The 25,064-nt window shown below is 72.6% G+C and carries 29 protein-coding genes; 6 read left to right on the forward strand and 23 right to left on the reverse strand.

Annotated features, from left to right (window positions below; genetic code table 11):
* Positions 1-24: 24 nt before the first annotated feature.
* Positions 25-639 carry a DUF6928 family protein gene (locus tag ACIBPC_RS08280; RefSeq protein WP_398842130.1) on the reverse strand — a complete coding sequence of 205 codons (615 nt, stop codon included), beginning with the start codon at positions 637-639 and terminating at the stop codon, positions 25-27.
* Between the two features lie 206 nt (positions 640-845).
* On the opposite strand from ACIBPC_RS08280, the gene ACIBPC_RS08285 reads away from it, so the two are divergent.
* A complete protein-coding gene (locus ACIBPC_RS08285) occupies positions 846-1,106 on the forward strand; it encodes a type II toxin-antitoxin system Phd/YefM family antitoxin (RefSeq protein ID WP_398842132.1) in 261 nt (86 codons plus the stop codon).
* A gap of 428 nt (positions 1,107-1,534) precedes the next feature.
* Here ACIBPC_RS08285 and ACIBPC_RS08290 read toward each other — a convergent pair whose 3' ends face one another.
* From ACIBPC_RS08290 to ACIBPC_RS08320, 7 genes are all read right to left on the reverse strand, one after another.
* Positions 1,535-1,813, reverse strand: coding sequence for a hypothetical protein (locus tag ACIBPC_RS08290; protein WP_398842134.1), 279 nt, complete (start codon positions 1,811-1,813; stop codon positions 1,535-1,537).
* Between the two features lie 322 nt (positions 1,814-2,135).
* On the reverse strand, positions 2,136-2,996 hold the full coding sequence (locus tag ACIBPC_RS08295) for a hypothetical protein (protein WP_398842136.1): 861 nt from the start codon (positions 2,994-2,996) through the stop codon (positions 2,136-2,138).
* A 186-nt stretch (positions 2,997-3,182) separates the two neighbouring features.
* Positions 3,183-3,572, reverse strand: coding sequence for a hypothetical protein (locus tag ACIBPC_RS08300; protein ID WP_398842137.1), 390 nt, complete (start codon positions 3,570-3,572; stop codon positions 3,183-3,185).
* Positions 3,569-3,970, reverse strand: coding sequence for a hypothetical protein (locus ACIBPC_RS08305; protein ID WP_398842138.1), 402 nt, complete (start codon positions 3,968-3,970; stop codon positions 3,569-3,571). Before ACIBPC_RS08305 ends, ACIBPC_RS08300 begins: the two co-directional genes overlap by 4 nt.
* Positions 3,967-4,128: a hypothetical protein gene (locus ACIBPC_RS08310; protein ID WP_362956892.1), complete on the reverse strand. Its 162-nt coding sequence runs from the start codon at positions 4,126-4,128 to the stop codon at positions 3,967-3,969. The genes ACIBPC_RS08305 and ACIBPC_RS08310 overlap by 4 nt, the downstream gene beginning before the upstream one ends.
* Complete coding sequence (locus ACIBPC_RS08315) at positions 4,121-4,540, reverse strand: hypothetical protein (protein ID WP_398842139.1); 420 nt, start codon at positions 4,538-4,540, stop codon at positions 4,121-4,123. The genes ACIBPC_RS08310 and ACIBPC_RS08315 overlap by 8 nt, the downstream gene beginning before the upstream one ends.
* A 98-nt stretch (positions 4,541-4,638) precedes the next feature.
* A complete protein-coding gene (locus ACIBPC_RS08320) occupies positions 4,639-5,847 on the reverse strand; it encodes a helix-turn-helix transcriptional regulator (protein WP_362956887.1) in 1,209 nt (402 codons plus the stop codon).
* Between the two features lie 403 nt (positions 5,848-6,250).
* Between ACIBPC_RS08320 and ACIBPC_RS08325 the strand changes: the two genes are divergently transcribed.
* Together ACIBPC_RS08325 and ACIBPC_RS08330 are read left to right on the forward strand one after the other, a co-directional pair.
* Positions 6,251-7,435: a sensor histidine kinase gene (locus ACIBPC_RS08325; protein ID WP_398842140.1), complete on the forward strand. Its 1,185-nt coding sequence runs from the start codon at positions 6,251-6,253 to the stop codon at positions 7,433-7,435.
* Entirely contained in the window at positions 7,432-8,088 is a 657-nt protein-coding gene (locus tag ACIBPC_RS08330; RefSeq protein ID WP_398842141.1) for a response regulator, read from the forward strand. The genes ACIBPC_RS08325 and ACIBPC_RS08330 overlap by 4 nt, the downstream gene beginning before the upstream one ends.
* 2 nt (positions 8,089-8,090) lie before the next feature.
* Here ACIBPC_RS08330 and ACIBPC_RS08335 read toward each other — a convergent pair whose 3' ends face one another.
* The 13 genes from ACIBPC_RS08335 to pdhA form a co-directional block, all read right to left on the reverse strand.
* Complete coding sequence (locus ACIBPC_RS08335) at positions 8,091-8,351, reverse strand: hypothetical protein (RefSeq protein WP_398842143.1); 261 nt, start codon at positions 8,349-8,351, stop codon at positions 8,091-8,093.
* Positions 8,352-8,825: a hypothetical protein gene (locus ACIBPC_RS08340; protein ID WP_398842145.1), complete on the reverse strand. Its 474-nt coding sequence runs from the start codon at positions 8,823-8,825 to the stop codon at positions 8,352-8,354.
* Between the two features lie 21 nt (positions 8,826-8,846).
* Entirely contained in the window at positions 8,847-9,452 is a 606-nt protein-coding gene (locus tag ACIBPC_RS08345; protein WP_398842146.1) for a hypothetical protein, read from the reverse strand.
* 50 nt (positions 9,453-9,502) lie between these two features.
* Positions 9,503-11,803: a DUF6571 family protein gene (locus ACIBPC_RS08350; RefSeq protein WP_398842147.1), complete on the reverse strand. Its 2,301-nt coding sequence runs from the start codon at positions 11,801-11,803 to the stop codon at positions 9,503-9,505.
* The gene (locus ACIBPC_RS08355) at positions 11,785-12,201 is read right to left on the reverse strand and encodes a hypothetical protein (RefSeq protein WP_362956872.1); all 417 of its coding nucleotides are present in this window, start codon (positions 12,199-12,201) and stop codon (positions 11,785-11,787) included. The genes ACIBPC_RS08350 and ACIBPC_RS08355 overlap by 19 nt, the downstream gene beginning before the upstream one ends.
* A 131-nt stretch (positions 12,202-12,332) precedes the next feature.
* A complete protein-coding gene (locus ACIBPC_RS08360) occupies positions 12,333-12,623 on the reverse strand; it encodes a zf-TFIIB domain-containing protein (protein WP_398842149.1) in 291 nt (96 codons plus the stop codon).
* Between the two features lie 29 nt (positions 12,624-12,652).
* Complete coding sequence (locus ACIBPC_RS08365) at positions 12,653-13,465, reverse strand: phosphotransferase family protein (protein ID WP_398842151.1); 813 nt, start codon at positions 13,463-13,465, stop codon at positions 12,653-12,655.
* Positions 13,462-14,619: a potassium channel family protein gene (locus tag ACIBPC_RS08370; protein ID WP_362956864.1), complete on the reverse strand. Its 1,158-nt coding sequence runs from the start codon at positions 14,617-14,619 to the stop codon at positions 13,462-13,464. The genes ACIBPC_RS08365 and ACIBPC_RS08370 overlap by 4 nt, the downstream gene beginning before the upstream one ends.
* Positions 14,616-15,917 carry a molybdopterin molybdotransferase MoeA gene (locus ACIBPC_RS08375; protein ID WP_398842153.1) on the reverse strand — a complete coding sequence of 434 codons (1,302 nt, stop codon included), beginning with the start codon at positions 15,915-15,917 and terminating at the stop codon, positions 14,616-14,618. The genes ACIBPC_RS08370 and ACIBPC_RS08375 overlap by 4 nt, the downstream gene beginning before the upstream one ends.
* The gene (locus tag ACIBPC_RS08380) at positions 15,914-16,822 is read right to left on the reverse strand and encodes an NTP transferase domain-containing protein (protein WP_398842155.1); all 909 of its coding nucleotides are present in this window, start codon (positions 16,820-16,822) and stop codon (positions 15,914-15,916) included. The genes ACIBPC_RS08375 and ACIBPC_RS08380 overlap by 4 nt, the downstream gene beginning before the upstream one ends.
* 70 nt (positions 16,823-16,892) lie before the next feature.
* Positions 16,893-18,104 (reverse strand): dihydrolipoamide acetyltransferase family protein, encoded by a 1,212-nt coding sequence (locus ACIBPC_RS08385; RefSeq protein WP_398842156.1) that lies wholly within the window; start codon positions 18,102-18,104, stop codon positions 16,893-16,895.
* Positions 18,101-19,087, reverse strand: a complete 987-nt coding sequence (locus tag ACIBPC_RS08390) for an alpha-ketoacid dehydrogenase subunit beta (RefSeq protein ID WP_398842157.1) — start codon at positions 19,085-19,087, stop codon at positions 18,101-18,103. Before ACIBPC_RS08390 ends, ACIBPC_RS08385 begins: the two co-directional genes overlap by 4 nt.
* Positions 19,084-20,133 (reverse strand): pyruvate dehydrogenase (acetyl-transferring) E1 component subunit alpha, encoded by a 1,050-nt coding sequence (pdhA, locus tag ACIBPC_RS08395; RefSeq protein WP_398842159.1) that lies wholly within the window; start codon positions 20,131-20,133, stop codon positions 19,084-19,086. The genes ACIBPC_RS08390 and pdhA overlap by 4 nt, the downstream gene beginning before the upstream one ends.
* A 137-nt stretch (positions 20,134-20,270) precedes the next feature.
* Here pdhA and ACIBPC_RS08400 point away from each other — a divergent pair, with 137 nt between their 5' ends.
* Positions 20,271-20,747, forward strand: coding sequence for an Lrp/AsnC family transcriptional regulator (locus ACIBPC_RS08400; protein WP_398842160.1), 477 nt, complete (start codon positions 20,271-20,273; stop codon positions 20,745-20,747).
* Positions 20,748-20,859: 112 nt separating this feature from the next.
* Entirely contained in the window at positions 20,860-21,483 is a 624-nt protein-coding gene (locus tag ACIBPC_RS08405; RefSeq protein WP_398842161.1) for a dihydrofolate reductase family protein, read from the forward strand.
* A 184-nt stretch (positions 21,484-21,667) separates the two neighbouring features.
* Here the strand turns inward: ACIBPC_RS08405 and ACIBPC_RS08410 are convergent, their stop codons facing one another.
* Complete coding sequence (locus tag ACIBPC_RS08410; protein ID WP_398842163.1) at positions 21,668-22,837, reverse strand: nitric oxide synthase oxygenase; 1,170 nt, start codon at positions 22,835-22,837, stop codon at positions 21,668-21,670.
* A gap of 225 nt (positions 22,838-23,062) precedes the next feature.
* Between ACIBPC_RS08410 and paaN the strand changes: the two genes are divergently transcribed.
* Complete coding sequence (gene paaN / locus ACIBPC_RS08415; protein WP_398842165.1) at positions 23,063-24,691, forward strand: phenylacetic acid degradation protein PaaN; 1,629 nt, start codon at positions 23,063-23,065, stop codon at positions 24,689-24,691.
* On the opposite strand, the gene ACIBPC_RS08420 is transcribed toward paaN, so the two are convergent.
* Positions 24,648-24,896 (reverse strand): hypothetical protein, encoded by a 249-nt coding sequence (locus tag ACIBPC_RS08420; RefSeq protein WP_362956835.1) that lies wholly within the window; start codon positions 24,894-24,896, stop codon positions 24,648-24,650. The genes paaN and ACIBPC_RS08420 overlap by 44 nt on opposite strands.
* Between the last annotated feature and the right edge of the window lie 168 nt (positions 24,897-25,064).

A 25,064-nucleotide genomic window follows, 5' to 3' on the forward strand; every position in this document is an offset into this window, starting at 1 on the left:
ACCCCCAAGCTACCCCCACTGGGGTTAGGCTATGCGGAAGACCGCCAGGGAGACGTCCTCCGGGTCGAGGATGTCGTCGTCCAGGGCGCTCTCCAGCGCGAAGCCGAAGTACGCGGCCAGCGCCTCGTCGCCGAGTTCGAGGGGATGGAAGGGCAGGGGGTAGTCCGGGGCATGGGTCAGGGCGTGGGCCCCGGCCCAGTAGGGCGCCTCGAACGGCAGCCGCTCCCCGATGTCCTCCAGCACCCCCTCGCCGGGCGACAGGCTCAGGCTGCGCACGAGCCGTTCCCCGTCCCACACCGCGAACGCCGTCCAGTCCACGACGCTGTGCATGAAGACGGCGTACGCACGCCGCCCGGCCGCGAGGCCGAGGACGGCCTCGGATATCTCACTGGGCCGCGCACGGGCCAGCCCCCGGAAGGCGACGATGTCGAGCCCGTCGAAGCGCCCCGCGCACACCGTTCCCTCGTCCGGCCAGACGGCCCGGTCGAGCGAGGCCGCGCCGACCTGCGTCAACACCCCGTCCCCCGCGAACTGCTCGGCCAGCGACCGCGACCCGGGCCCCGCCACCAGCCCGGCCCGCAGCACCGCACGCGGACTCTCCGGCGCGAACGCGATGACAGCAGCCTTGATCCCCACCACGACCCCCTCCACCAATCCCCCCACCACCCCCGACACTAGCCCCCACCACTGACAATTCCGGCCCGGTTCGGCGACGCGCAGTCACCACGGCTACGGGAGGCACCGGCGCCCCACCGGACGCATCTGGCGTCCGTAGGCGGGCCCGGACGGATGCGCCAGCACCTGTGCGCCACGACGCGGTCGGACTGTTCCCTAGAGTGGCGCCCATGCCGGAAGAGTCCTATTCGATGCGTGAAGTACAGAACCGATTGGGCGCGATCGCCCGCGAGGTCGCGCGCACCGGTGAGCCGGTCGCTCTCACCGACGAAGGGCGGATGGTCGCCGTGCTGGTCAGCCCTTCCGACGCGCTGGAACTCCAGGAGATGCGTGCGCTGGCCGCCTGTCGAGCCCGCCAGGCGCGAGGCGACGATTCCGGCGTCCCCCACGACGAGGCGCGTCGGCGGGTCTTCGGCGAGGGCGGAGCATGACTTACGAGGTCATCCACCGCGGCCGCGTGGCCTGAGTCGGTGGACTCTCCGCCCCCCCACGACCGTCACAGCGCCGGGGCCGGGACGCCGCCGCGATCGTCCCCGGCGTGCGCCGGAGTCTCCAACGTGCTCAGCGACGAGGGCCTGGTCACCGCCACCACGTACTCACGGAAGTATGTGGCGCCCTCAGTAGAAGACCGCACGCACTACGGTCACCGTCAGCACGGCCTGACTCACGTAGTAGCGGACAGCCACACCGGCGACCGCAGCATCACGCCTGTCCGAGTCCGGTCCGACGGGACTCGACCCACACCCGTAGGGGTTGTCGGCCAGACTTGCCATCGCAGCGTCGAACCGGCTCCTCAGCGGCCCAGGCATGGCTTTCCTGGCTGCCGCTGCTACGGGCGCGTACTCCAACCGGAACCGGCTCATGCCGTCCCCGTCCCGGCCTCGTCGTCGGCCGGTACACAGCCCGAGTGGTCACCCGCCCGCAAGCGCTGGAAGACCTCCTCGTCCTCCTCGTCGGCACCCGTCGCACGCAGCGCCCAGCGGGCCAGGATGACGGTCAACTGGTCGGCGGGCGCGTTCTCCACCTCGTGGGTGAAAGCGGGAACGTCCGCATCAGGCAGCTGGGCCCGCACTGCGGCGATCGTGCCCGGCAGTTCCACCAGCCGACCGTCGATCACCGTCTTCAACGTCGGATACATCAGCACCTCTTCGAATCCACCGGGTCTCGGAAGGCATGACCGGTTCACGCTTACCCCCAGCGACAAATGCTCTCCCTTCCCCCTGAGTCGATTCCAGTCGCCGCTCTCCTGGACAGATGCGCCAGCACGCTGGCAGGCGGCGGGAGCTGCCATTCCCTGGGTGATCATGCACGGCGCCGAGGTCACCGGGCGCCGGGCGCTCCTCACCGGCCAAAGGCGGATCGTCGCCGTACTGGTCAATCCTTTCGATGCGCCTGGACTCCGTAGACGCGCGCACTGGCCGCCTGCCGGGGGCTCGTCGGCCGACGCGAACGACCCCATGTCACGTCATCAGCACCGGACTTGCTGTAGTAGCGCCGCCGCGTAGGAGGGCCCGGAGGCGGGCGACGTGAGCCGTGACGGCTTCCTGCGCCGAGGCCGGTTCCGGGTGGGCCGGTGCGGTGCCGTCGCAGGCCACGCAGAGCGGCTGGCGTGCCCGCCGCGGCAACGGGTCGCGGCAGCGGGCGCACTCGCGCAACGGCGCCGGGGCGGGCGTCCGTTGGGCCGGGAGTTTGCGGGTCAGCCGGTTGGCGAGGAGGGCGCGGGCCGAGTGGACGACGGGCGGCAGCCCGGCCGTGAGGAGGCCGCGCGCCTCCGGTTCGGGTACGCCCCGGGCGAGCCACGGTTCGACGAGCGGGGCGAGTGCGGCGGCGTCGGCCGCGCCGAGGGCGAGCCGCGGCTCGGCGGCGGTCAGCCGGACGAGCCAGCGCGAACCGGCCGGGAGGGAGGGTTCTTTCCCCCGGTTCTTTACCCCTTCAGGGGACTCTCCCGGGCGGCCGTCCCGTGGATCACCGGTTCCCGGGGGTGGGGGAGGCGGTGGCGCCGGCCGGGTCGGCGGCGGGTCGGTCTGCGGGACGTCGTACACGTGCGTCTCCGTACGAACGCGCCCGGTCAGCTCGCAACGGACCGTCCGGCGCACGTAATAGCCCAGCGCGATCAGCTCGTCCACGGCTTTGGCGATGCCGCGACGCCCGGTCCCGGGGTTGTTGTCGGCGAGGGTCCGGACGTCCTCGCGAGCGCCGTCCGGCAGGGAGAGGAGATACGCGAGGACTCCCCGCGCGGTGAAGCTGAGGCGCTTGTCGCGGACGACCTCGTTGCCGAGGACCGTGAAGTGGCGGGTGCGCGCGGTAAGGTGGATACGCATCGAAGGTCTCTCTTCGGTGTCGGACCCCGGGGTGTTGCAGCACCGCCGGGGTCAATCATGGGTGGATCAAGATCGGGCAGGGAGCGTAACCCGCCCGCCGTCCAATTCGCCAGCTATGGGCAGAACTTCACCCTCTCGGACGGGCCCGAGGTCGGCCGCGTCCGCGTCGGGTCCGGTGCGGGAGCGCTACCCGTGCCGGTGCCGGTGCCAGGCCGCCGTCCGCACCGTTGCCCACAGGCACAGCCCGTCCGGTGTGCGCGCCGTGCCGTAGGTCCAGACGAGATCTCCCGCGCCGTGAACGACGGGCGGCATGCGGGGCGTCCGCGCGACCCGTGCCCGCAGCACCTGAATGTGCACGGCTTCCTCGTGGACGCGAAAGCCCAGCCACCACGGCCGACGTGTCCGCGCGGCGCCGATCAGCGCGTCCGCGACGGGGAACGCCTCCGCCCGACCCCAGCCGCTCAGCGCCCCGCGCGCCCAGTCCCGTGCCGCCGCCGTGTCGTCCCGCCCGCCGCCCCCGGGGAAGAACCGGTGGGCGAACGGACGGTCCGGCGCCGCCTCGTCGGCAGCGGTCACGTGCGGTCCCCCGGCGCGCGGGCGGCGGCGGCCCGCAGGTCGTCCACCGCCGCCTCCACGACGGCCTGGGCGAGCCGGCGCCGGTGCTCGGGCGTGCAGCGGCCCGCCGTTGCCGCGACGGCCGGGAACAGCCGGTCCGCGACCGGCCGCAGCCCGGCGGCGTCGCCGAGGTCCGCGAGGCGGGTCACGAGGTCATGAGGAACGGCATCGGGCCAGTAGTGCAGGCCGCCGAGGGACGACGACGGCTGCGCGACGAGCGGAACGAGCCGCTCGCTGACGCGACAGGCCCGGCACGCCTCGTACGTCCAGCCAGGCCCCGAACCGGTCGCGACCAGCGCGACGGCGACCAACTCCCCGGCGGTCGTCTCGCAGTACATGCAGCGCGGCACCAGGTTCACGACGCCTCACCGCCGTCCGGCGTCTCGTCGGGCCCGGCAGTCTCGGGCTCGGTCCGGGGAAGAACGGGCCCCTCCAGGCCGGTGATGACGGTGATCGCCGGATTCTCCTCCCGCACCGGGGCCGGGGTGAGGTACCGGGGACGGCGCGGCTCATCCACGGCGGCCTCCGAACACCCGGGCCAGCGCGGTGTACAGGACTTCCGGGTCGGTGAGGCAATGCCCCGACGGCGGGACCACCAGCCACCGCACCTCGCCGTCACCGACCCACGGACCGCCGACGCGGTCGGCGGCAGGGACGGCGAACGAGTAGCCGCGCCCCAGCGGCGTCACACCGGCCGGCCACCCCCGCCCGTTCGCCGCTCCGGGCGGCACGAGCCAGTACAGGGCACCGTGCGCCGGGTCCTCGATCACGGGCCCGGACAGTCCGGTCAGCCGCAGCCGGTGGTGAACGTACAACCCCTGGAACGCGGGCACCCGCACCGCGTCGAACTCCTCACCCAACGGCCTTATGCGCACCCGCCCGTCGAACGGCAGCCAAGCGGGGAGAGAGGGAATGTTCCGGACAGGCATGATCAGCTCCCGTGACAGTCGGTGTTCCGACCGTCACAGAATCCTGGGCGGGGCGACCCCCGTGGAAGGCGCGAGTGTTCCCTGTCAGGGAACACTCATCAGACGACGCCGATCCACTCCGCGAGCGTCGTCAGGGATTCGTGAGACCTTCTCTGTCGCCGCACCAGCAGCATGATGACGTCGCGCGCGAGCGGGTTGTAACGCACCTGCTGAGGCGTGATTTCCCGGGCACGGCTCAGGTGCCGCTCAGCCGCCTCCGACTTGCCGATCTGGGCGTACAGCCGGGCCATCGTGATGTGATGCCGCCCGACACGCATCGGGGAGTGCCCCGGGCCGAAGCGGAGGTCGCGCGCCGCCGTGATCGCCGACCCGTGCTGTCCCAGTTCGAGCGCCGTCTCGACCTGCCGCCTTCGCACGTCGGTCGGGCCGAAGCTGAGCCAATACACCTCCGGCACGTCCTCGCCGATCAACTCAGCGTGTTCGGCAGCCTGCCGGAGGTGGTCGTCTGCGCGGGCGGTGTTGCCCTCGCGGGCGGCGACAACCGCTGCCGTCATGTGGAGTTCGCCGGACACCGCCCGCGCCGCCGTGCCGCGCGGGTCGTCGGACTGTTCGACGAGCGCCTGCCCACGCGCGAGTACACGCTGTGCGGTGCCGGGGCCGGACCGCCCGAGTGCCATCAGGCCGCGCCGGTACAGGCGCACGGCGAGCATGAGCGGGTCTTCGGCCATGTGCCCCGCCCAGCCCATGCGCTCCAGCGCGACCAGCCCGAGGTCCGTGTACCCGAGCCGGTAGGCGAACTCGTGGGCGGTGCGGTAGGTGCTGGCCAGAGCACCCGCCAGCTCCCGACGGTCGTCAGCGGCCGGTGCGAGGGCCTGGGCAGTTGTCAGTTCGCCGAGCAGTCCAGGCAACAACGCGCCGATGCGCACGTACTCGGCCTGCCTGGTCAGTCGCATCAGGCGTTCCACTTGCGCGGACAACACACGTGAAGGCCGTGGGGTGATGGACGGATCGGGCCCGAGGTCGTAGAGGTCGAGGGCTTCGGCCAGCGGCGCAATCATGCGGTCGAGCTGGTCCTGTTGCAGCTCGGGCAGGTACGGCTGACCGTGCAGCGCACTGGGATCGACACTCAGTGCACGGGCTACCGCAGCGACGAGGGCGGGGCTTGCGGCCGCGAGTCCCGCCTCGACCTTGGCGATGGTGCCCCGGTTGGCGAAAGCACGCTCGGCCAAGCCCTTCTGTGTGAGGCCACGGAGCTTCCGGTAATCGGCGATCCTGGCCCCGGTATGGTCGTCCGCGCTGTATGGCATACCGGTCTCACCTCCATGTCGGCGTCGGCACTTGAAACGGTACTCCCGCCCAAGTCGCTTCGGCGTCCGTGCAGTTCACCCCACCGGCACGCTGCTTCACCTATGACCAGGGCATATGCCTACGCGTCATCGGGTGGACGCCATCACCCCGATGATGGGGTGGCCTTGGCGCCCGGTGGTCCGCGACGGTGCGAAGTCACCCACCCGGGGGACGTCGGCGGCAGGCCGGTCGGTATCGGCGCATGACCAGTGCGTGACCGGCGCGGGGTCCGTCGATCGGTGGACGGGGTGGTCCACCGGATGAGGCTGGTGGGGGGTGGTCGCGTGTCGCGAGGATGGCCGTGTGAGTCCCCCTCCCGCCCGTCCCGGCCGGTTGTCGCAGCTCGGACGTAGGCTGACCGGTATGCCCGCTGTCGAACAGTTCCGTGCCTGGTCACTGCACCGGTGGTACATCCTGGCCTGGGTGCTGCTCGGCCTCGCGCCGATGTCCGTCGCCGGGCTGGACGACCCCGGGGCGACGCGGTACTGGGCGATCGGGGTGCCGATCGCGGTCGGGCTGTTCTACGCGGCCGGACGCGCGCTCCCCGAGCGGGCGGTCGCGCGGCCCGACGTCGTCACGTGGGGGCTGATAGCCGGCCTGGCGGCGATGTCGTACCTGCGGGACGGCGGGGCGACGGCGTACATCGCGACCGTGCCGCACTTCTGGTTCCTCGCGCGGGAGTCGCGTTCGGCGATCGCGTCGAGCGGCCTGGCCGCGCTGGCGACCGTGCTGGGCGGCGTCGCACCGCAGGGCTGGAGCCCGAGCCTGACGAACGGGAACGTGGCGGCCACCCTGCTCGCGTTCCTGGTCAGCGTGCTGGTCGGGCTCTCGGTGCACCGCTACCTGGAACAGCAGCGGGAACGCGTCCGCCTCCTCGGCGCCGAGCTGGAGACCGCGCAGGCCAGGCTCGTCGCCGCCTACCAGCGGCAGGGCGCGGCGGAGGAGCGGGAGCGGCTCGCCCGGGAGATCCACGACACGCTGGCGCAGGGCTTCGCGTCGATCGTCGTGCTGGCGGAGGCGGCTCGTTCCGGTCTGGAGACGGACCCGGCGCGCAGCGGGCAGCAGCTGCTGTCGATAGAGCGGACCGCGCGCGAGAACCTCACCGAGGCGCGGGCCTTGGTCGGCCAGGCGCCGCCGGGCGGCATCGTCCCCGGGTCGGTCGCGAGCACGCTGCGGCGGACGCTCGACCGGTTCGCGGAGGACACGGGGCTCGCCGTGGAGGCGGAGCTGCCGGACGTCGAGCTGGACCAGCGCACCCGCATCGCCCTGCTGCGGTGCACGCAGGAGTCGCTGGCGAACATACGCAAGCACGCCGCCGCGACGACCGTCGGCGTCGTGCTCACCCGCCATCCGTACGGCGTCGAGCTGGAGATCACCGACGACGGGCGCGGCTTCGTCGTGGGCGCGTCGAAGGGCTTCGGCCTGGACGGCATGCGCAGGCGCATGGCGGAACTGGGCGGCGAACTGACGGTGACCAGCTCGGTCGGTGACGGGACGCGCGTCGTCGCGATCGTCCCGGCCGGCGACGACGGACAGGAGCAGGCATGACGGCGGAGGTGCTCCGTGTCGTCGTCGCCGACGACCACACGGTGATGCGGGCGGGAGTCGTGGCGCTGATGGCGGCCGAACCGACCGTCGAGATCGTCGGCGAGGCGGGCGACGGCGGCGAGGCCGTCGCACTGGTCGAACGGCTCGACCCCGACGTGGCGCTGCTCGACCTGCGGATGCCCGGCCTCGACGGGGTGGCGGCGACCACCGAGATCGTGGCACGCGGACGGCGCACGCGGGTGCTGATCCTCACGACGTACGACACCGACGCCGACATCGAACGCGCGGTGGAGGCGGGCGCGATCGGCTACCTGCTGAAGGACACCACGCGCGAACAGCTCGTCGCCGCCATCCACGCGGCGGCGCGGGGCGAGACGGTCCTGGCACCCCGCGTGGCGGCGAAGCTGGTCTCCCGCATGCGCCGCCCGGCACCCGTGGCACTGACGGCACGGGAGACACAGGTGCTCGACGCGGTGGCGGACGGCCTGTCCAACGCGGAGATCGGCAAACGCCTGGTCATCGGCGAGGCGACGGTGAAGACCCACCTGCTGCGGATCTTCGCCAAACTGGACGTGAACGACCGCACCCACGCCGTGGTGACAGCAATGTCCCAAGGCCTGATCCCCCACCGCACCACCAACCCACGCCCCTGACCTCACACATCCGGCAGCCGCTCAGGCGGCGCGGCGGTCAACCCGGCATCCGGACAACCCAGTTCGCCCGCCAGCGCGGACGACACGGAGTTCAGGACAGCCATCATCGCGTCCGGGTCGGTCGCCGTCTCGGGGTTGGGCATCGTGAGTGCGGCATGCAGTTCCTCGTACACCGCTGAGTCGCGTACCGGGCAGTGAAACTCGATGTACGCAGCATCGGCCCTGACATCAACGTATGCCGAGTCGCCCGTTCCGTAGAGCACTCAGGCGTCCTCGGGGGGCGTGTCGTCCCCCGCCTCGCGCTCGTACCAGGAGAACCGGAGGACGGTGAACGGGTTCGACGAGTATTGCGAGGTGTAGATGGTGCAGAAAACGCTGGTGAAGGCGTCGGGTTCTGCGAACTGAGCAGCATAGATGGGCAAGTCGGCGGGCGGTAGTCCGTCCATCTCGCCGAATTCTGTTCCGCCTGCCAGAGCTTCCAACCCACGGGCCGCTTCGCCGGTGATCGCGCCGTCGCAGACCTCGTCCGCCGCACTGTTCGCCTCGAAGGAGTAGATGACCGACGGCTCCGCCTCCGCCCGGCCGTCATCACCCGATGAACACGCGGTGACCGAGAGAAGGAGAAGTGACCACGCCGCCGCCCCGACAACACCTAGGGAACTCAAGAAAAACGCCTGCCCTCCATTCCCTCCTCGATACAACAGAACCCCCATTGAGCGAGCGATCGGCGTGCGCACCACGCTCTCTACCAACCCCGCTCACGCATCCGGCAGCCGCTCAGGCGGCGAAACCGTCAACCCGGCGTCCGGACAACCCAGCTCACCCGACAGCGCGGACGACACGGAATTCACCACGGCCATCATCGCGTCAGGGTCGACCGGCGCGTCGGGGGCCGTCAGCAGGAGACTGATGAACAGATCCTCACCCTCGGTCTCCCGCACCGGGCAGGGAAATCTGATGTTCGCGCTCCGGTCCTCTACGAATGCCGAGTTTCCCGTCCCATAGAGCACCGCGCCGACTTCCGGCTCAGCACCTTGAACGGATCCCCGACTCAACCAGAAGAACTGGAAGGAGACCAATGGATACGTCCCGTACGTCGTGGAGTAGATGTCACAGAAAGAATTCTCGTAGAACGTGTCCGGTTCAGCGAACTCCGCCGCGAACTCGCCGAGATCGACACGCGGGAAACCCTCCGCCTCACTGAACTCGGTCCCACTCGCAAGCCTCTCCAGCTCACGCGCGGCTTCCCCCGTGATCGACCCGTCGCAGATTTCATCCGCTGCGACAGTCTCTGCAAAAGAATAGGTAGCCGACGGCTCGGCCCCCGCAGGTTCATCCCCAGAAGAACATCCGACGAGCACCACGCCAAGAAGCGCCCAAACGACGGTACTCCTGCCGACCCAGCGTTTCGCCCTCAAAGCCCGTCCTCCGTGTACATATCGCGCCCATGACCATACGCAAGCCCTTCGACGGCAACTGGCTGACGCAGATCAATTCTGTCGCCCAAGCCCGTTTCCCAGGCGGCATTCACGTAGATCTGCTCCAGTTCGGCTATCTCCTGTTCACCAGCCCCGAAGAACTGAGCTTCGTTCATCTCCACCTGCGCGGTGTCCGGGGAGCTCACGCTCACGTCGTCCACGAACTGATTCATGAGCTCACCGATCAGCGGGGGCGAGGCGCCTGCGGCCAGGGGGACAGCGATGGCCGCGCCGCCAGGGAAGGCCGCCAGGGACAGTCCCGCCGCGCCCGCGCCGAGAAGTGCCGCTCCACCCGCTTTCCACCAGCCCGAGGACTGGCCCAGTTGGCGGACTCTTTCCCCCTCGTCGTCCATGTACCGCGTGTTGATGTCGGTGACGCGTGCCTGGTCCACGATGCCCCGCACCTCGGCAGCGGTGCTGATGGATTCCATACCGCGAAGAAATTGGCTCTCGTCAGTAGGCGGCGAGGCGGAAAGAACCCCCAGGGTGTAGATCTGCTCGGCCTGGCTGACCATCCCGTGGGCTGTCTCGTCGCGGCCCAAGGCGCTGAGGAATCTGATGGTGTTCAGGTGACCGTTATCCAGCCGTCCGCCTTCCGATGACCCGAAGAGGTCTTCGTTGAGCCGACGGGCTGCTTCGGAGTCGTCGGAGATCCAGAAGTTGATGTCGTCCATGTACAGCCCCGCCATGGCGCCGAGGGCGGCGCCCATTGCGGGGGTTTCCTGGAGAAGGTTGGGCTCCAGTGTGCCGTAGAGGTGCATCACCTGGTCCATCACGCGGGTGGTGTCGGCGGTTCTCATGTCGCCGTCGGCCAGGCGTTCTTCGACGGTGTCGGCGGTGAAGACCCCGGACGGATTGCCCGTCGCCGCCGCGAACAGGGCGTCGGCGAACGAGTCGTGGACGGGGATCGGGTCGGGCGACATGTGGCCGGTGCTGAGCCACCAGTCGCGTTCCGACGCCAGGTAGCGCAGCCGCTCGTTGACCTGCTCGCCGGCCGCCTCGGGGTCGAACGCCTGAGGCGGGGCGGGGTAGCCGTCCGACGGGGTAAAGCCGTCCGGCGGCGCGAAGAAGCGCGTCGCCGCCTCGGGAGTGCGGCCGAGGGCCTCCATCAGTCCGATGACGGGGTCGCGGCCGCGGTCGCCCTCCTGCGCGCCCTCGCCGAGGAAGTTCATCCTCAGGCGCGGGTCCGAGTCCCACAGCATGGACGGCTGACCGTCGTAGTCCTGCTCGAAGGACAGCAGGGCGTCGCCGTAGTCCACGAGGAAGTCCGGGTCGTAGTCACCGGTGCGCAGCAGGGCGCTCATCGCGAGGAAACCGTGCGGTCCGCCGGGGCCTCCGACACGGTCGTCGCCGAGGGCGATCATGTCCTGCTCCCAGCGCTCCATGGCGTCCGAGTCGGACCGGGTGGCCGTGCCGATGACGTCGCCGAGTGCCGCTTGGAGCGCGGCGGCGGAGTCCCAGGCGGGCGTGCCCTCCCGGAAGTCGCGTCCGCCGGCGATGCCGGACCAGAAGTCGACGACGCCCTGGGGGCCGAGGCCGAGGGCGACGCGTTCGGCGAAGGCCGGGTCGTCGCGGTGCAGGTCGAGGAAGAGCGCCAGGTCGTGCAGTTCGTCGTCGCTGAGGTCGTTCCCCCGCGCCATCATGTCGAGGACGCGGTCGGCGTCCTCCCTCGCCAGTCGCGCCTGCTGCACGGACGTGTAGTCCACCGGGCTGAACCGGTCCGGGTCAGTGCCCATGGCCGACCTGAGTGCCGCGGCGATCTCGGCGTCGTCCTGGGCGAGGACGCCGAGGATCTCCGTGATCCGTCCCGCGATCTCGACGACGGCGTCCTGGCGTGCCCTGCGGGTGTCGCCGTCGAGGCCGTCGAGGTCGCTGCTGACCTCGCCCGAGGCGCTGACGTGCACCCCGGCGCGGGGCGCGTCGCTCTCGACGAGGGTCTTCAGCCGGTCCTGCGCGTACTTCAGGCGGCCGTGGCCGTCACGGAGCAGGTTGCGGAGCGTCGCGGCCTGTCTGCGGGCGGCGTCGAACTGCTCGACCTGCTCGGTGACGTACGGGAGGGTGAGGCCCGCGTTCTCGCCCGACCAGGTGGCTGTCCGGGCGTGCTCGCCCATGGCGTCCGCCAGGTCCTTCATGTCGTCGAGACGCCGTACCTGGAGGTCCCACTCCTCGGCGGCCTCGTCGAGCTTGGCGAGTTGGAGGTGGAGCAGTTCTTCGAAGGTCAGCGTGGATCGTGCCACCGTGCACCTTCCAGGGCGGCGGCCGTCTCCAGTTCGTCGCCCGCGTGCGCGCGGACGGTCTCACCGACGTGGCCCGCGATGCGCTGGAGCGCGTTCCGCAGGGCGTTCGCCTGCGATTCCCAGCGCTCGGCGACCTCGATCAGCGCGTATCCCGTGTCGAGTCCTGGTGTGCGCAGGAAGATGCCCGCGACATGCGTGATGTTCTGGGCGAGAAAGCCGTCCTGGGTGACCCGGTCGGCGAGCCCGTCGGCGTCCGTACGGAGCGGCGTGAGGTCGTTCTCGCTGACTTCGAGGTCGAGAGCATCGGCACCACCGGTGCCCTCGCTGTTCAGTCGTGTGCGGGCCTGTTCTTCACGGGCGGCCGCTTGTAAGGCCGCCCACTCCTCGTCGAACGACATGCGTTTCCCCCCTCGCCCTTCCCCTGCCCTGATGCTAACGATCAGTCAGTCGGTCGCGAAACCCCGGAGCCGCATGCCGAACGCCCCGGCCGGGGGCGCGGGGCGTTCGGGGGGAAAGGGTGGGGGTGGTGTCAGGAGGAGAAGAAGAGGCCTGAGATGCCGCCGCGGCGGTGGCCGTGGCGGCCGCCGTGGTGGCCGCCGTAGTGCTGTGTGCCCCAGGCCGGGCCCTGCTGGTAGTGGGGCGCGTTCGGCGCGGGGGGCGGCGGCGGGGCCTGCGGTGCCCACTGGGATTCGAGCTGCGTGAGGTGCTCAAGCTCGCCGTAGTCGAGGAAGATCCCGCGGCAGCCGCTGCACTGCTCGATCTGGACCCCGCTCCGGTTGAACGTGTGCATCTGCGCACCACACTTGGGACACTGCATCATCGGCTCCATGGTCGACTCGCTAGGCGTCCTCAGCTTAGTCGGCTTATCCGGAAAACGGCGTCGGCGAGGGCTTCTTGCTCCGGGGTGAGGGGGCGGCGGGTCTCCTCCGCGTGGGCCAGGGCGCGGGCGACGGTGTGGGCCGTGATCAGGCGGGCCGGGAGGTCCACGGTCGGCCAGGGGTCCCAGTCGGGGCGGTAGGCGTGGAGGAAACGCGCCCAGTCGTCCGGGTGCAGCAGCCCGGCCGCGTACCAGGCGGCGGGGCGGGCGAGGTCCCAGGACGGGTCGCCCATGCCGAGGTCGTCCACGTCGATCAGGTGCCATGCGCCGCGGAACAGGACCAGTTGTCCGAGGTGGAAGTCCCCGTGGCACAGGGCGACGGGGGATGTGGGGCGGGTGGTCAGGGTCGGGGCTGTGGCGGCGAGGATGCGTTCCAGTGCGGCGGTCAGCGGGGTGTGGGGCAGGGCGCGCAGAGTCCCGGGCATCGTGGCGAGGATGCGGGACGGGGCGCCGCTCGATGGGAGCGGGTGAGTGGGGGATACGGGGAGGGGCAGCGCGTGCAGGCGTGCCAGGAGAGTGCCCGCCTCCGCCCAGGGGACGGTGTCCGCCAGCGGGTCGATCGGCGCACCGTACGGCCAGCGCGTCGCCGGTCGCCCGTCGTGCCAGGTGGTGACCTGCGCCGGGGGCAGGGGCGGCAGCAGTACGCCGGTCAGCGCCGGGTGGGCGGCCAGGCGTATCCGGCGGCGCAGCGCGGCGATGTCGGTGCCGGGCGCGTGCGCCTTGGTGACGGTGTCGCCGGTGCGGGTGACGGTGACGCCCGACCGTTCGGCCAGGACCGTGCTCACCGGCGGGGGATGCGCCACGAGCCGGGCCCGCGGTCCGTGCCGCGCCGCTCCGCGAGGGCGCGCGCCTTCGCGGCGATCTCCTCCTGGGTGACGCGGTGGATGACGACGAGGCGGTCGGTGAGCTGGAGCGTGCCCACGTCCGGGTCGTCGTACGGCAGCAGCTGGTGGCCCCTTATGACGGACACCACCAGGTCGTCGCACTCGCGCGGCGAGCGGCCCGCCTCGGCCTTGGTGACCGGCCGTTCGCGCAGGCTCAGGCCCTTGCTGTGCTGGATCAGGTCCTCCATGACGGCGCCCGAGCTGGGACTGATCATGGACAGGCCGAGAAGGCGGCCGACGGCGCTGGACGACGTGATCACCGAGTCGGCGCCCGACTGGCGCAGCAGCGGGACGTTCTCCTCCTCGCGGACGGAGACGACGACGCGCACCTTCCCGCTCAGCTGGCGCACCGTCAGCGCGACGAGGACGGCCGTGTCGTCGCGCGGCGTCGAGATGATGACCTGGCGGGCGCGGTCGGCCCGCGCGCGCATCAGGACGCTGCTGCGGCTCGCGTCGCCGACGACGCCCGCGTACCCGTCCGCGCCCGCCAGTTCGACGACGGCCGGGTCGGGGTCGACGACGACGATGCGGTCCTGGGCGAGTCCGGCGCCGATCAGGGTCTCGGCGGCGGAGCGGCCCTTGGTGCCGAAGCCGACGATGACGGTGTGGTCGCGCAAGGTGTGCCTCCAGTGGGCGAGGCGCCACTGATCGCGGGTGCGTTCGGTCAGGACTTCCAGTGTCGTGCCGACCAGGATGATCAGGAACAGCACGCGGAGCGGTGTGATGAGGAACGTGGTGAGCAGGCGCGCCTTGTCGGTGACGGGCACGATGTCGCCGTAGCCGGTGGTCGAGAGGGACACCGTCACGTAGTAGAGCGTGTCGCCGAAGCCGACCGGGCCGCCCTCGACGTTGTCCTTGTAGCCGCCGCGGTCCAGGTAGACGATCACCACGGCCGCGGCCAGCACGGCGGTGGCGATGGCGATGCGGCGCATGACCTGCACGAGCGGGCCCGCCGCCTGGCGGGGCAGGCGTACGTCGTGCGACCGCGCGTGGCGCAGGCTGTCGGGGATGTCCTCGTCCGTGTCGTCGGGCACGGAGCTGCCGGGGAGTCTCATGCCTGGGGGAGGTCGAGGAGGCGGACCCGGGCGTGCTCCCGCGCGCCGCCGGGTGGGATGACGGCCAGTGCGGTGGCGGCGGCGATGCCGCGCAGCATGGCGGGTCCTGTGTAGGTGAGCGGCGTGGCCAGGCCGGGCTCGGGGCGGATCACCGGGACGAGGCGGGTGTCGTGCGGGTGGCCCTTCACGGGGTCGGTGAGCGTGGCGGGGCGGTCGGCGGGTGCCGGCCGGTCGGCGAGGCCGCACAGCAGGGGCGCGGCGAGGGTGAGGAGCCCGGACACGGCGGCCAGCGGATTGCCTGGCAGGCCGATCAGGGGCGGTCCCGAGGGGAGTTCGGCGAGCAGCATGGGGTGTCCCGGGCGGACGGCGACGCCGCTGACCAGCAGGTGTGCGCCGAGCCGGTCGAGCACGGCGCGCAGGTGGTCCACGGGACCGTGCGCGGTGGACCCCGTGGTGACGATCAGGTCGGCGCGGCTGGTGCTGATGGCCTCGTGCAGGGCTTCGGCGTCGTCGCCGAGGCGGCGGGTGACGAGAGTCTGCGCGCCCAGGGCCGTGAGCCAGGGGCCGGTCATGGGGCCGAGCGCGTCACGGACACGGCCGTCGTGCGGGAGGCCGCGGTGCAGCAGTTCGTCCCCTAGGACGAGCACCTCAGCGCGGGGGCGCGGGCGTACGGCGAGCTGGTCATACCCCGCGGCGGCGGCCAGGCCGAGGGCGGCGGGGGTGAGGACCATACGGGCGGGGAGCAGCTCGGTGCCGGTGCGGCACTCCTGGCCGCGCGGCCGGATGTCGGTGCCGTGCTGCGGGCCGGCGCCGGTGAGGCGGCGGCCGGTGACGGTGCCGTGCTCGGCGCGCAGGACGGCCGTGGCGCCCTCGGGGAGGCGGGCGCCGGTCGCGATGGGAACGGCCTGGCCGTCGCCGATGCGCGGGCCGGTGGCGCCGCCGGCCAGGAGGCCGCGGGCGTCGGGGGTGTCGGTGAGCCGCCAGGGCCCCGGGCCCGCGACGGCCCAGCCGTCCATCGCGGAGGTGTCGAACGCGGGGAGGTCCGTCAGCGCCGTCAGCGGGGCGGCCAGGGTGTGGCCGAGCGCGAGGTCGAGTGGCAGGCGGCGGGGCGGGAGGGGGCGGGCGGCGCGGTGGGCGGTGGCGCGGGCGGCGTCCCAGGAGGGCTCGTCGGGGTGGCGCGGGCCGGTGCGGCGCGGGGGGTGCGCCGTGCCGGGTGTGCGGGGGGCGGGGGCGGCGAGGGTCGCGGCGGTGGCGGGGCCGTTGGCGAGGGCGAGGGCGTCGTCGAAGTCGTCGCTCACGGACGTCCGCTCCCGGCGTCCGTGCCCTCGGGGCTGCCGGTGCCCCGCGTGTCCCGCGTGTCCCCGGTGCCCTCGGCGTTCCCGGTGCCCGCCGACTCCTCGGACCAGCGGTGCGCCAGGTCCGAGACCTTGGCCGCGGCCTCCAGGGGCGACATCCCGTGGAGGGCCGCCGCGTACCCGATGAGGAAGGTGCTCAGCGGAGCCGCCGGGCGCGCCACGGAGTGCGCGGCGTCCCTGGCGGTGTCGAGCAGCGCCTTGGTGTCCACGTCGGGGTCGATGCCGAGTTCGGCCTTGACCGCTGCGATCCATTCGTCCAACACCTGTCCATGGTCCCTGATGCGGGCACGGGCCGCTGCGATGTCCGCCCAGGTGTCGCAGTCGAGAGTGTCGTCGGAGGCGAGGCGGCGCAGGTGCAGTCCCGACAGGACGATGTGGAGGGGCAGGCCGGTGAGGGTGCCGTACTCGGCGACGGCGAGGGCCAGTTCGCGGCGGAGGGGTTCGGTGCGGTAGACGGCGGTGAGGGGCTGGTCGCGTCCGGTGCGGTCGCGCAGCAGCACGCCGTCCGCGTCGTCGGGCACGGCGGCGCGCAGCGTGGCGAGGTGCGCCGGGGTGAGGAACGGCTGGTCGGCGGCCAGGACGGCGACCAGCGGCCCTTGCGTGGCGCGCAGTCCGGCGTCGAGGGCGGGGAGCGGGCCGCCGCCGGGCGGCTGTTCGCGGGTCCACACGACGGTGCGTCCCGGCGTGGGGCGGCGGGGGCCGACGACGACCGTGCGGTCCGCGTCGGCGCAGGCGGCCAGGACACGTTCGAGGAGGGAGCGTCCGCCGACGGGGACGGCGGGTTTGTCGGCGCCGCCGAGCCGGCGGGCGGCGCCGCCGGCGAGGACCACGGCCTCGTAAGGGCTCATGCGGTCACGGTAGTCGGGCAGGGGTGTGCCGTACCCACGAGTAGGGGCCGGAAGCGGTTACGGACCCGGGTCAGATGTCGGCGAGCAGCAGGACGGGGCGTTCGACGCGTTCGGCGACGTGGCGGAGGAACGCGGCGGCGATCGCGCCGTCGCAGACGCGGTGGTCGAAGGTGAGGGACAGCTGCACGACGTGGCGCAGGGCGAGCGCGCCTTCGTGCGCCCAGGGTTTCTCGGTGATGCGGCCGACGCCCAGCATGCCGGCCTCGGGGTGGTTGAGCAGGGGGGTGGAGCCGTCCACGCCCAGCACGCCGTAGTTGTTGAGGGTGAAGGTGGCGCCGGTGAGTTCGACGGGGGTGAGGACTCCGGCGTGGGCGGAGGAGGTGAGGCGGGTCAGTTCGTCGGCGAGGCGGCGGGCGGGGAGCAGGTGCGCGTCGCGGACGACGGGGACGAGCAGGCCGCGTTCGGTGTCGGTGGCGATGCCGAGGTGGACCGCGTTGTGGCGGACGATGTCGCGGGCCGCCGTGTCCACGGTGGCGTTGAGCTGGGGATGGCGGGTGAGCGCGGACACGCAGACGCGGGCCAGGAGGGTGAGCAGCGGCAGGCCGGTGTCGCGGCGGGCGGCGAGGAGTTCGGTGGCGTCGACGTCCAGCCAGCAGGTGGCGGCGGGGATTTCGGAGTGGCTGCGGGTGAGTTTCTCGGCCATGGCGGCGGCGGTGCCGCGCAGGGGGACGCGGGTGGTGGTGTCCGCCGCTTCGACGTCGGCGCGCAGGACCAGTCCGCCGGGGCCCGTGCCGGTGACGGTGCGCAGGTCCACGCCGCGTTCGCGGGCGATGCGGCGCACGAGGGGGGAGACGACGGGGACGGTGCGGCCGTTGGGCGTGGTGGCGGGGCGGGGCGGTGTGGCGGTGGGGGAAGGGGGGCTCGTGCCGTAGCCGACGAGGACGGGGCCGCTGGTGTCGGGCGCGGCGGGTGGGGGGACGGGCTCCACAGGGACGGGCTCTACGGGGACGGACTGTGCGGGAACGGGGACCGGGGCGGAGTCCGCCGGGGTCACGCGGATCAGCGGCGCGCCGACCGGGACCTCGTCGCCCGGCGCGCCGAGCCGTTCGCTGACGGTCCCCGCGTACGGCACCGGCACCTCCACGACCGCCTTGGCCGTCTCCACCTCCACCACCGGCTGGTCGACGGCCACGGTGTCGCCGACGTCCACCAGCCAGCGGACGATCTCCGCGCCCGTCAGCCCCTCCCCCAGGTCGGGCAGCCGGAACTCCTGTGCGCTCATACCGGGTCCTCCTCCCATTGCAGCCGCGCGACCGCGCCCAGCACGCGGTCCACGTCCGGCAGGTGGTGGCGTTCGAGCATCGGCGGCGGGTACGGGATGTCGTGGCCGGTGACGCGCAGGACGGGCGCGGCGAGGTGGTGGAAGCAGCGCTCGGTGACGCGCGCGGCGATCTCCGCGCCGGGTCCCGCGAAGCCCGACGCCTCGTGCACGACGACGGCGCGGCCCGTGCGGCGCACCTCGGCGCAGACCGTCTCGTCGTCGAACGGGACGAGCGTGCGCAGGTCGAGCACGCCGAGGTCCCAGCCCGCGTCCCTCGCGGCGTCGGCGGCGGCCAGGCAGACGGGGACGGCGGGCCCGTACGCGATCAGCGTCGCGTCGTCGCCGCGGCGGCGCAGGACGGCGCGGCCCAGGGGCTCGACGGCGGCGGGCAGTTCGACCGTGTCGTCGCGCGTCCAGTAGAGGCGCTTGGGCTCCAGGAAGACGACCGGGTCGTCGGAGGCGATGGCCTGCCGCAGCAGCCCGTACGCGTCGGCGACGGTCGCGGGGGTGACGACGTGCAGTCCCGGCGTGGCCATGTAGTAGGCCTCGGACGAGTCGCCGTGGTGCTCGACGCCGCCGATGCCGCCGCCGTACGGGACGCGGACGGTCAGCGGCATCGGGAGCGCGCCGCGCGTGCGGTTGCGCATCTTCGCGACGTGGCTGACCAGTTGCTCGAACGCCGGGTAGCCGAACGCGTCGAACTGCATCTCGACCACCGGCCGCAGCCCGTACATCGCCATGCCCGTCGCCGCGCCGAGGATGCCCGCCTCGGCGAGCGGGGTGTCGGCGCAGCGGTCGGGGCCGAACTCGGCGGCGAGGCCGTCGGTGACGCGGAAGACGCCGCCGAGCGTGCCGATGTCCTCGCCGAGGAGGTGGACGTCGGGGTCGTCGGCCAGGGCGTCGCGCAGGGCGCGGTTGAGGGCCTGGGCCAGGGTGGCGCTCACCGGGCGTCCCGCTGTTCGCGCAGGTGGGGGGTGGGGGTGGCGTAGACGTGCGCGAAGAGGTCGGCCGGGTCGGGGGCGGCGTCGGCGGTGAGGGCGGCGCGGAGGCCGGCGGCGTGGGTCTCGGCGTCGGCGCGGGCGGCGCGTTCGGCCTCGTCGGTGAGGAGGCCGTGGGCGCGCAGGTCGCGGGCGAGGAGGGTGAGCGGGTCGCGCTCGCGCCAGGCGGCGACCTCCTCGGGCGGCCGGTAGCGGGTGGCGTCGTCGGCGTTGGTGTGCGCGTCGAGGCGGTAGGTGACGGCCTCGACGAGGGTGGGGCCGCCGCCGGAACGGGCGCGGGCGACCGCCTCGCGCAGCACCTGGAGGACGGCCGGGGCGTCGTTCCCGTCCACGAGGCGGCCGGGCATCCCGTAGCCGATCGCCTTGTGCGCGAGCGAGGGGGCGGCGGTCTGGACGGCGAGGGGGACGGAGATGGCGTACTGGTTGTTCTGCACCAGGAAGACGACGGGGGCGCGCCAGACGGCGGCGAAGTTCAGCGCCTCGTGGAAGTCGCCCTCGGAGGTGCCGCCGTCGCCGACGAGGGCGAGGGCCACCACGTCGTCGCCGCGCAGTCTCGCGGCGTGGGCGAGGCCGGTCGCGTGCGGGAGCTGCGTGGCGAGGGGGGTGCAGAGGGGGGCGACGCGGTGTTCGCGCGGGTCGTAGCCCGTGTGCCATTCGCCGCGCAGCAGGCCGAGTGCGGCGGGGGCGGGGACGCCGCGGGTGATGACGGCGAGGGTGTCGCGGTAGCTGGGGAACAGCCAGTCGCGGGGTTCCAGCGCGAGGGCGGCGGCGATCTGGCACGCCTCCTGGCCGGTGGAGGACGGGTAGACGGCGAGGCGGCCCTGCCGGGTGAGGGCGGTGGCCTGCTCGTTGAGGCGCCGCCCGCGCACCAGCAGGCGGTACAGCTCGGGCCACAGGGTGGGGTCGGGGGTGGCGCCGGTGCCGAGGAGGCGGTGCGGCTCGGGCTCGGGCAGCAGTGCGCGGGCCTCGGCGGGCAGCTCCACGATCGTCATGGGGGCACCTCCTGCTCTCCCTCCCGATTGTTCGGGCAGCGGAACGGATTGGCTACCTGGCGCGAACTCCTGTGGACAGACGGCCACTCCTCCCGTCCCATGGGGACAGGACGTCCACGACGGGGAGGGATTGCCGCATGGTGGGAGGCCAGTTGCCCAGGGCCGGTGAACGGCTGCTGGACGAGGTGGACGAGGCGATCCTGCGGCTGCTGCGGCTGGACGGGCGCGCGTCGATCCGGTCCATCGCCGAGCGGGTGCACATCTCGCGGGCCAACGCGTACGCGCGGGTCGGGCGGCTGCTGGACGAGGGGGTGATCCGGGGGTTCACGGCGCGGGTGGACCACGAGCGCGCCGGGCAGGGCGCGTCGGCGTACATCACGCTGAAGATCCGGCAGGACAGCTGGCGGACGGTGCGGGAGCAGCTGGTGCGGCTGCCGGGCGCGGCGCACATCGCGCTGGTCAGCGGGGATTTCGACGTGCTGCTGCTGGTGCACGCGCCGGACAACCGGGCGCTGCGCGAGCTGGTGCTGACGCGGCTCCAGTCCATCCCCGAGGTGCTGAGCACGCGGACGCTGCTGGTCTTCGAGGAGACGGATCTGCTGCCTGGCGGGTGACGCTCGGCCGGTGACCGATGAGTCGCGGCGGGCGCGGTGGTCTCCAGGGTGACCGCCGGACCACGGCGGTCCGCGGACACCACAGCACGGACACGGAAGAGGTGCGGTCACCATGCGGCTGACGCTGACGCAGTTCATGACGCTCGACGGAGTGGTCCAGGGCCCCGGCGGCCGGGACGAGGACCGCAGCGAGGGGTTCGCCCAGGGCGGCTGGTCGATGCCCTACGGGGACGAGGACTTCGGGCGGCTGGTGGGCGAGGGGTTCGGCCGGGCCGACGCGTTCCTCCTCGGCCGGCGCACGTACGACATCTTCGCCGCGTACTGGCCCCGGGTGACCGACCCGGCCGACCCGGTGGCGTCGCGGCTGAACGAGCTGCCGAAGTACGTCGCCTCCGAGACGCTGGAGCACCCGGCGTGGCGCGGCACGGTCGTGCTCGCCGGGAACGTGGCCGAGCGCGTCGCCGCGCTGAAGGAGCAGGAGGGGCGTGAGCTCCAAATCCACGGCAGCGGGACGCTCGCGCGGTACCTGCTGGAGCACGGCCTGATCGACGAGCTGCGGCTGTTCGTCCACCCGGTGCTGCTGGGCAACGGGCGGCGGCTGTTCGCCGCGGGCGGCCCGCCCGCCGCGCTGCGGCTGACCTCCACCAGCACGACGGCCTCGGGCATCGCCATGCACGTCTACGAGCCGGCGGGCGAGCCGGAGTACGCGGAGGCGCCGCCGCCCGGCGAGCTGTGAGGCGCCCGCGGCGGGTCGTTAGGGCGCGTCTTCCGGGTCTTGTCGGGTCAGGCCGCGTTGTCGGATGCGGTGCCTCGCAAGGCGGAGCATCGCAGCTCGTACTCGGTCGTACTCGCGCGATGCGACAACGCAGCGAGGGGCCGTAGCCGGCAGCGCGGCCCCGGGAAGATCCGGAAGACGCGCCCTAGTGCTCGACCGGGCAGCCCTGGCTGCGGGCGCGGGCCGTGTCGTCGAGGAAGAAGTTGGGCAGCAGGTCGGCCTCGTCGTAGTACCGGTGGTAGACGGGCGTGAGGCCGCCGGAGACCGGGGGCACGATCCAGCTCCAGTCCGCCGGGACGATGCGGCCCTGCGCCTCCTCCCGCTCGATGTGGGTGAGGAAGCGGCGCGACTCGGTGTGGTGGTCGCTGATCTTCACCCCGGCGCGGGCGTACGAGTGGAGGACGGCGACGTTCAGCTCGACCAGGGCGCGGTCCCGCCAGAGCGTCGTCTCGTCCGAGGTGTCGAGGCCGAGCAGCCCGGCCATCACGGGCAGCAGGTCGTACCGGTCGGCGTCCACCAGGTTGCGGGCGCCGATCTCTGTGCCCATGTACCAGCCGTTGAACGGGGCCAGCGGGTAGTCGATGCCGCCGATGGACAGCCGCATGTTCGAGATGGCGGGGACCGCGTGCCAGCGCAGCCCCAGTTCGTCGAACGCGGGCAGCGTCGGGTGGGTCAGCGGCACTTCGAGGACCAGCTCGCGCGGCACGTCGTACAGCTGCGGCTTGTCGCCATGGGTCTGGATGACGAGCGGCAGGACGTCGAACCAGCCGCCGGGCGCCTGCCAGCCGAGCTGCCGGACGAGGTCGGTGAACGCGGTGTGCGCGCCGTCCCCGATGGTGCCGCCCGCCGCGTCGCGGTAGCCGGCGTAGCGGATCAGCTGGCTGTTCCAGACGCGGGGCGCCTCGCGGTACGGGGTGGCGGGCGCGAAGACGGAGATGACCGGGCGTATGCGGCCCTCGTTGGTGGCGAGCCTGAGGTGCTCGCAGAGTCCGCCGTAGATCTCGTCGGCGGTGACCGCGGTGCGGCGGTCCAGGACGCGGAGGCTCTTCCAGTAGAGGCGGCCTATGCACCGGCTGGCGTTGCGCCAGGCGACGCGGGCGCCGAACTGCAGCTCCGCGCTGGTATGGCGGTAGGTCCCGGTATGTTCCAGATGCTCCCGTATCTGACGCAACCGCATCGCCAACGGTATGGGCTGATCGGGATGTTCCACGTGAAACATCCGGATGAAGTCCTCGGCCTCGCCCCAGTCCGGCACCTGCCACTCCGGCGAGACGCGGCGATGACTGCCGGCGGAGGGAAGGCGGTCGGTGGTCATGGATTCTCCCGGGTCGCCTGCGACGCGTGTGTCAGCCCCGAACGGACAGGCTAGTTGATGACGCCGGGCCCGGGGCGGTTATGGGGGGACAGGGCCAATCGTCCGGACGCTACCACTCCGCATGCGAGTTGATCATCCCGGTCGAGGCCCGTCCGCAGACCGCCCCCGACCGCCGCCCGTGCCGGGCCTCTTGCCGCCCGGCGCGCGCCGACGCAGCATCGAGTCATGGACCCAGCACACCGCGCCACCCTCGAAGCCGCCGCCGAGACCATCCGCAGCCGGGCCTACTGGACGCCGTACCCCGAGCACCCCCGCGCGTACGACGGCGACGGCGCCGCCGCGTTCGACGCCCTGCGCGACCGGCGGTTCGAGCTGGGCCAGCCGGGCGCGGACGGCTGGACGGGCGGCGAGGTCTCGCCGTACGGCTTCCCGCTCGGCATCGAGTACGCGCACCACGACCCGGACGTCCTCCTCGGCGCGCTGCGCGCCGCGCTGCCCGCCTGGCGCGACGCCGGGCCGCTGACGCGCGCGCTGACCTGCGTCGAGATCCTCGCGCGGATCAACGGGCGCACCGAGCAGTTCGCCCACGCCGTGATGCACACGACCGGCCAGGCCTACCCGATGGCGCTCCAGGCGGGCGGCCCGCACGCGCAGGACCGCGCGCTCGAAGCCGTCGCGTACGCCTACGCCGAGCAGACGCGCACGCCCCCCACCGCCGCGTGGGAGAAGCCCCAGGGCAGGCGCGGAACGGCCCGGCTGACGCTGGAGTTCACGCCGGTGCCGCGCGGCGTCGCGCTGCTGATCGGCTGTCACACCTTCCCCACCTGGAACGGCTACCCCGGCCTCTTCGCCTCCCTCGCCACCGGCAACCCCGTGCTGGTCAAGCCGCATCCGGGCGCCGTCCTGCCCCTCGCCCTCACCGTGCAGGTGGCCCGCCAGACACTGGCCGACGCCGGTTTCGACCCCAACCTGGTGTGCCTGGCGCCCGAGTACGCCGGTGAGGGCAGCGCCCGCGACCTCGCACTGCGCCCCGAGGTGCGGATCATCGACTACACGGGGTCCAGCGCGTTCGGCGACTGGCTGGAGGAGAACGCGCGCCAGGCCGCCGTCTTCACCGAGAAGGCCGGGGTGAACACCGTGGTCGTCCACTCCACGGCCGACTACCGCGGGATGCTCGCCAACCTCGCGTTCTCCCTCGCGCTCTACAGCGGCCAGATGTGCACCACACCGCAGAACCTGCTGCTCCCCCGCGACGGCATCGACACCGACGAGGGCCACAAGCCGTACGACGCCGTGGTGGCCGATCTCGTCGCCGCCGTCGACGGGTTGCTCGCCGACGAGAAGCGGGCGCTCGGGCTGCTCGGCGCACTGGTGGACGAACGGGTCGGCACCCGCGTCGCCGCCGCCGCGGAGACGGGCGACGTCCTGCTCGCCTCCCGCGCCCTGCACCACCCGGACCACCCGGGGGCCACGGTGCGGACGCCGCTGCTCGTCGCGGCGCGGGACCGGGAGGCGGCGCTGCGCGAGTGGTTCGGGCCGATCGGCTTCGTCGTCCCGGTCGACTCGGCCGACGACGCGCTGGCGCTGCTGCGACGGACGGTGCGGGACCACGGCGCGATGACGGTGCTCGGCCACACGACGTCCCCGGAGGTGGAGGCGGGCCTGGTGGCGGCCTGCCGGGACGAGTGCGCGCAGCTGTCGCTCAACCTGACGGGCCCGGTGCACGTCAACCAGACGGCGGCGTTCGCCGACCTGCACGGCTCGGGCGGCAACCCGGCGGCCAACGCGGCGCTGGTGGACGGCGCGTACATCACCCCACGTTTCCGTACGGTGGAAGTCCGCCGCGGCGCCTAGGCCGCCAGAACCGCCAGGTGGCGTCCAGGACATCGGCGTTGCGCTGCTCCCACTCGGTGGCCTCGCGGACCGCGTCCACCGGGCAGTCCCACACGCGTCCGCTGCTGAGCGGGGCGAGGCGGAGGCGTTCCTCCGTCTGCGCGGTGATGCGCCCGACCCTGCCGGTCCGCGTGTCCACCACGCACGCGCCGTCCGTCCAGGCCATCGCGGGCCCCCTCCGTCCGTCCGTCACCGTCGGGACAACTCTGCTCGCTCCCTGTCGCGGCGGTGCGCCGATTTCCGCCGCATTGCGCAACAGAAGACCCCTTCGGGGGACCTGGTGGGGGGTGAAACGGGACCGCGCGTTCGAATCGCTCGCGTGACGGGCGGCGCC

This window comes from Streptomyces sp. NPDC049879, from assembly GCF_044461265.1.
In the GTDB taxonomy this organism is placed as follows: Bacteria; Actinomycetota; Actinomycetes; order Streptomycetales; family Streptomycetaceae; genus Streptomyces.

Bases quoted from the DNA above. Each gene is read 5' to 3' on its own strand.
- ACIBPC_RS08360 (WP_398842149.1), bottom strand. From the start codon at position 12,623: ATGATGCAGTGTCCCAAGTGTGGTGCGCAGATGCACACGTTCAACCGG.
- ACIBPC_RS08385 (WP_398842156.1), bottom strand. From the start codon at position 18,104: ATGAGCGCACAGGAGTTCCGGCTGCCCGACCTGGGGGAGGGGCTGACG.
- ACIBPC_RS08355 (WP_362956872.1), bottom strand. From the start codon at position 12,201: ATGTCGTTCGACGAGGAGTGGGCGGCCTTACAAGCGGCCGCCCGTGAA.
- ACIBPC_RS08295 (WP_398842136.1), bottom strand. From the start codon at position 2,996: ATGCGTATCCACCTTACCGCGCGCACCCGCCACTTCACGGTCCTCGGC.
- pdhA (WP_398842159.1), bottom strand. From the start codon at position 20,133: ATGACGATCGTGGAGCTGCCCGCCGAGGCCCGCGCACTGCTGCCCGAG.
- ACIBPC_RS08370 (WP_362956864.1), bottom strand. From the start codon at position 14,619: ATGAGACTCCCCGGCAGCTCCGTGCCCGACGACACGGACGAGGACATC.
- ACIBPC_RS08420 (WP_362956835.1), bottom strand. From the start codon at position 24,896: ATGGCCTGGACGGACGGCGCGTGCGTGGTGGACACGCGGACCGGCAGG.
- ACIBPC_RS08315 (WP_398842139.1), bottom strand. From the start codon at position 4,540: ATGCCTGTCCGGAACATTCCCTCTCTCCCCGCTTGGCTGCCGTTCGAC.
- ACIBPC_RS08380 (WP_398842155.1), bottom strand. From the start codon at position 16,822: ATGAGCCCTTACGAGGCCGTGGTCCTCGCCGGCGGCGCCGCCCGCCGG.
- ACIBPC_RS08285 (WP_398842132.1), top strand. From the start codon at position 846: ATGCCGGAAGAGTCCTATTCGATGCGTGAAGTACAGAACCGATTGGGC.
- ACIBPC_RS08410 (WP_398842163.1), bottom strand. From the start codon at position 22,837: ATGACCACCGACCGCCTTCCCTCCGCCGGCAGTCATCGCCGCGTCTCG.
- ACIBPC_RS08320 (WP_362956887.1), bottom strand. From the start codon at position 5,847: ATGCCATACAGCGCGGACGACCATACCGGGGCCAGGATCGCCGATTAC.
- ACIBPC_RS08405 (WP_398842161.1), top strand. From the start codon at position 20,860: ATGCGGCTGACGCTGACGCAGTTCATGACGCTCGACGGAGTGGTCCAG.
- ACIBPC_RS08325 (WP_398842140.1), top strand. From the start codon at position 6,251: ATGCCCGCTGTCGAACAGTTCCGTGCCTGGTCACTGCACCGGTGGTAC.
- ACIBPC_RS08290 (WP_398842134.1), bottom strand. From the start codon at position 1,813: ATGTATCCGACGTTGAAGACGGTGATCGACGGTCGGCTGGTGGAACTG.
- ACIBPC_RS08400 (WP_398842160.1), top strand. From the start codon at position 20,271: ATGGTGGGAGGCCAGTTGCCCAGGGCCGGTGAACGGCTGCTGGACGAG.
- paaN (WP_398842165.1), top strand. From the start codon at position 23,063: ATGGACCCAGCACACCGCGCCACCCTCGAAGCCGCCGCCGAGACCATC.
- ACIBPC_RS08330 (WP_398842141.1), top strand. From the start codon at position 7,432: ATGACGGCGGAGGTGCTCCGTGTCGTCGTCGCCGACGACCACACGGTG.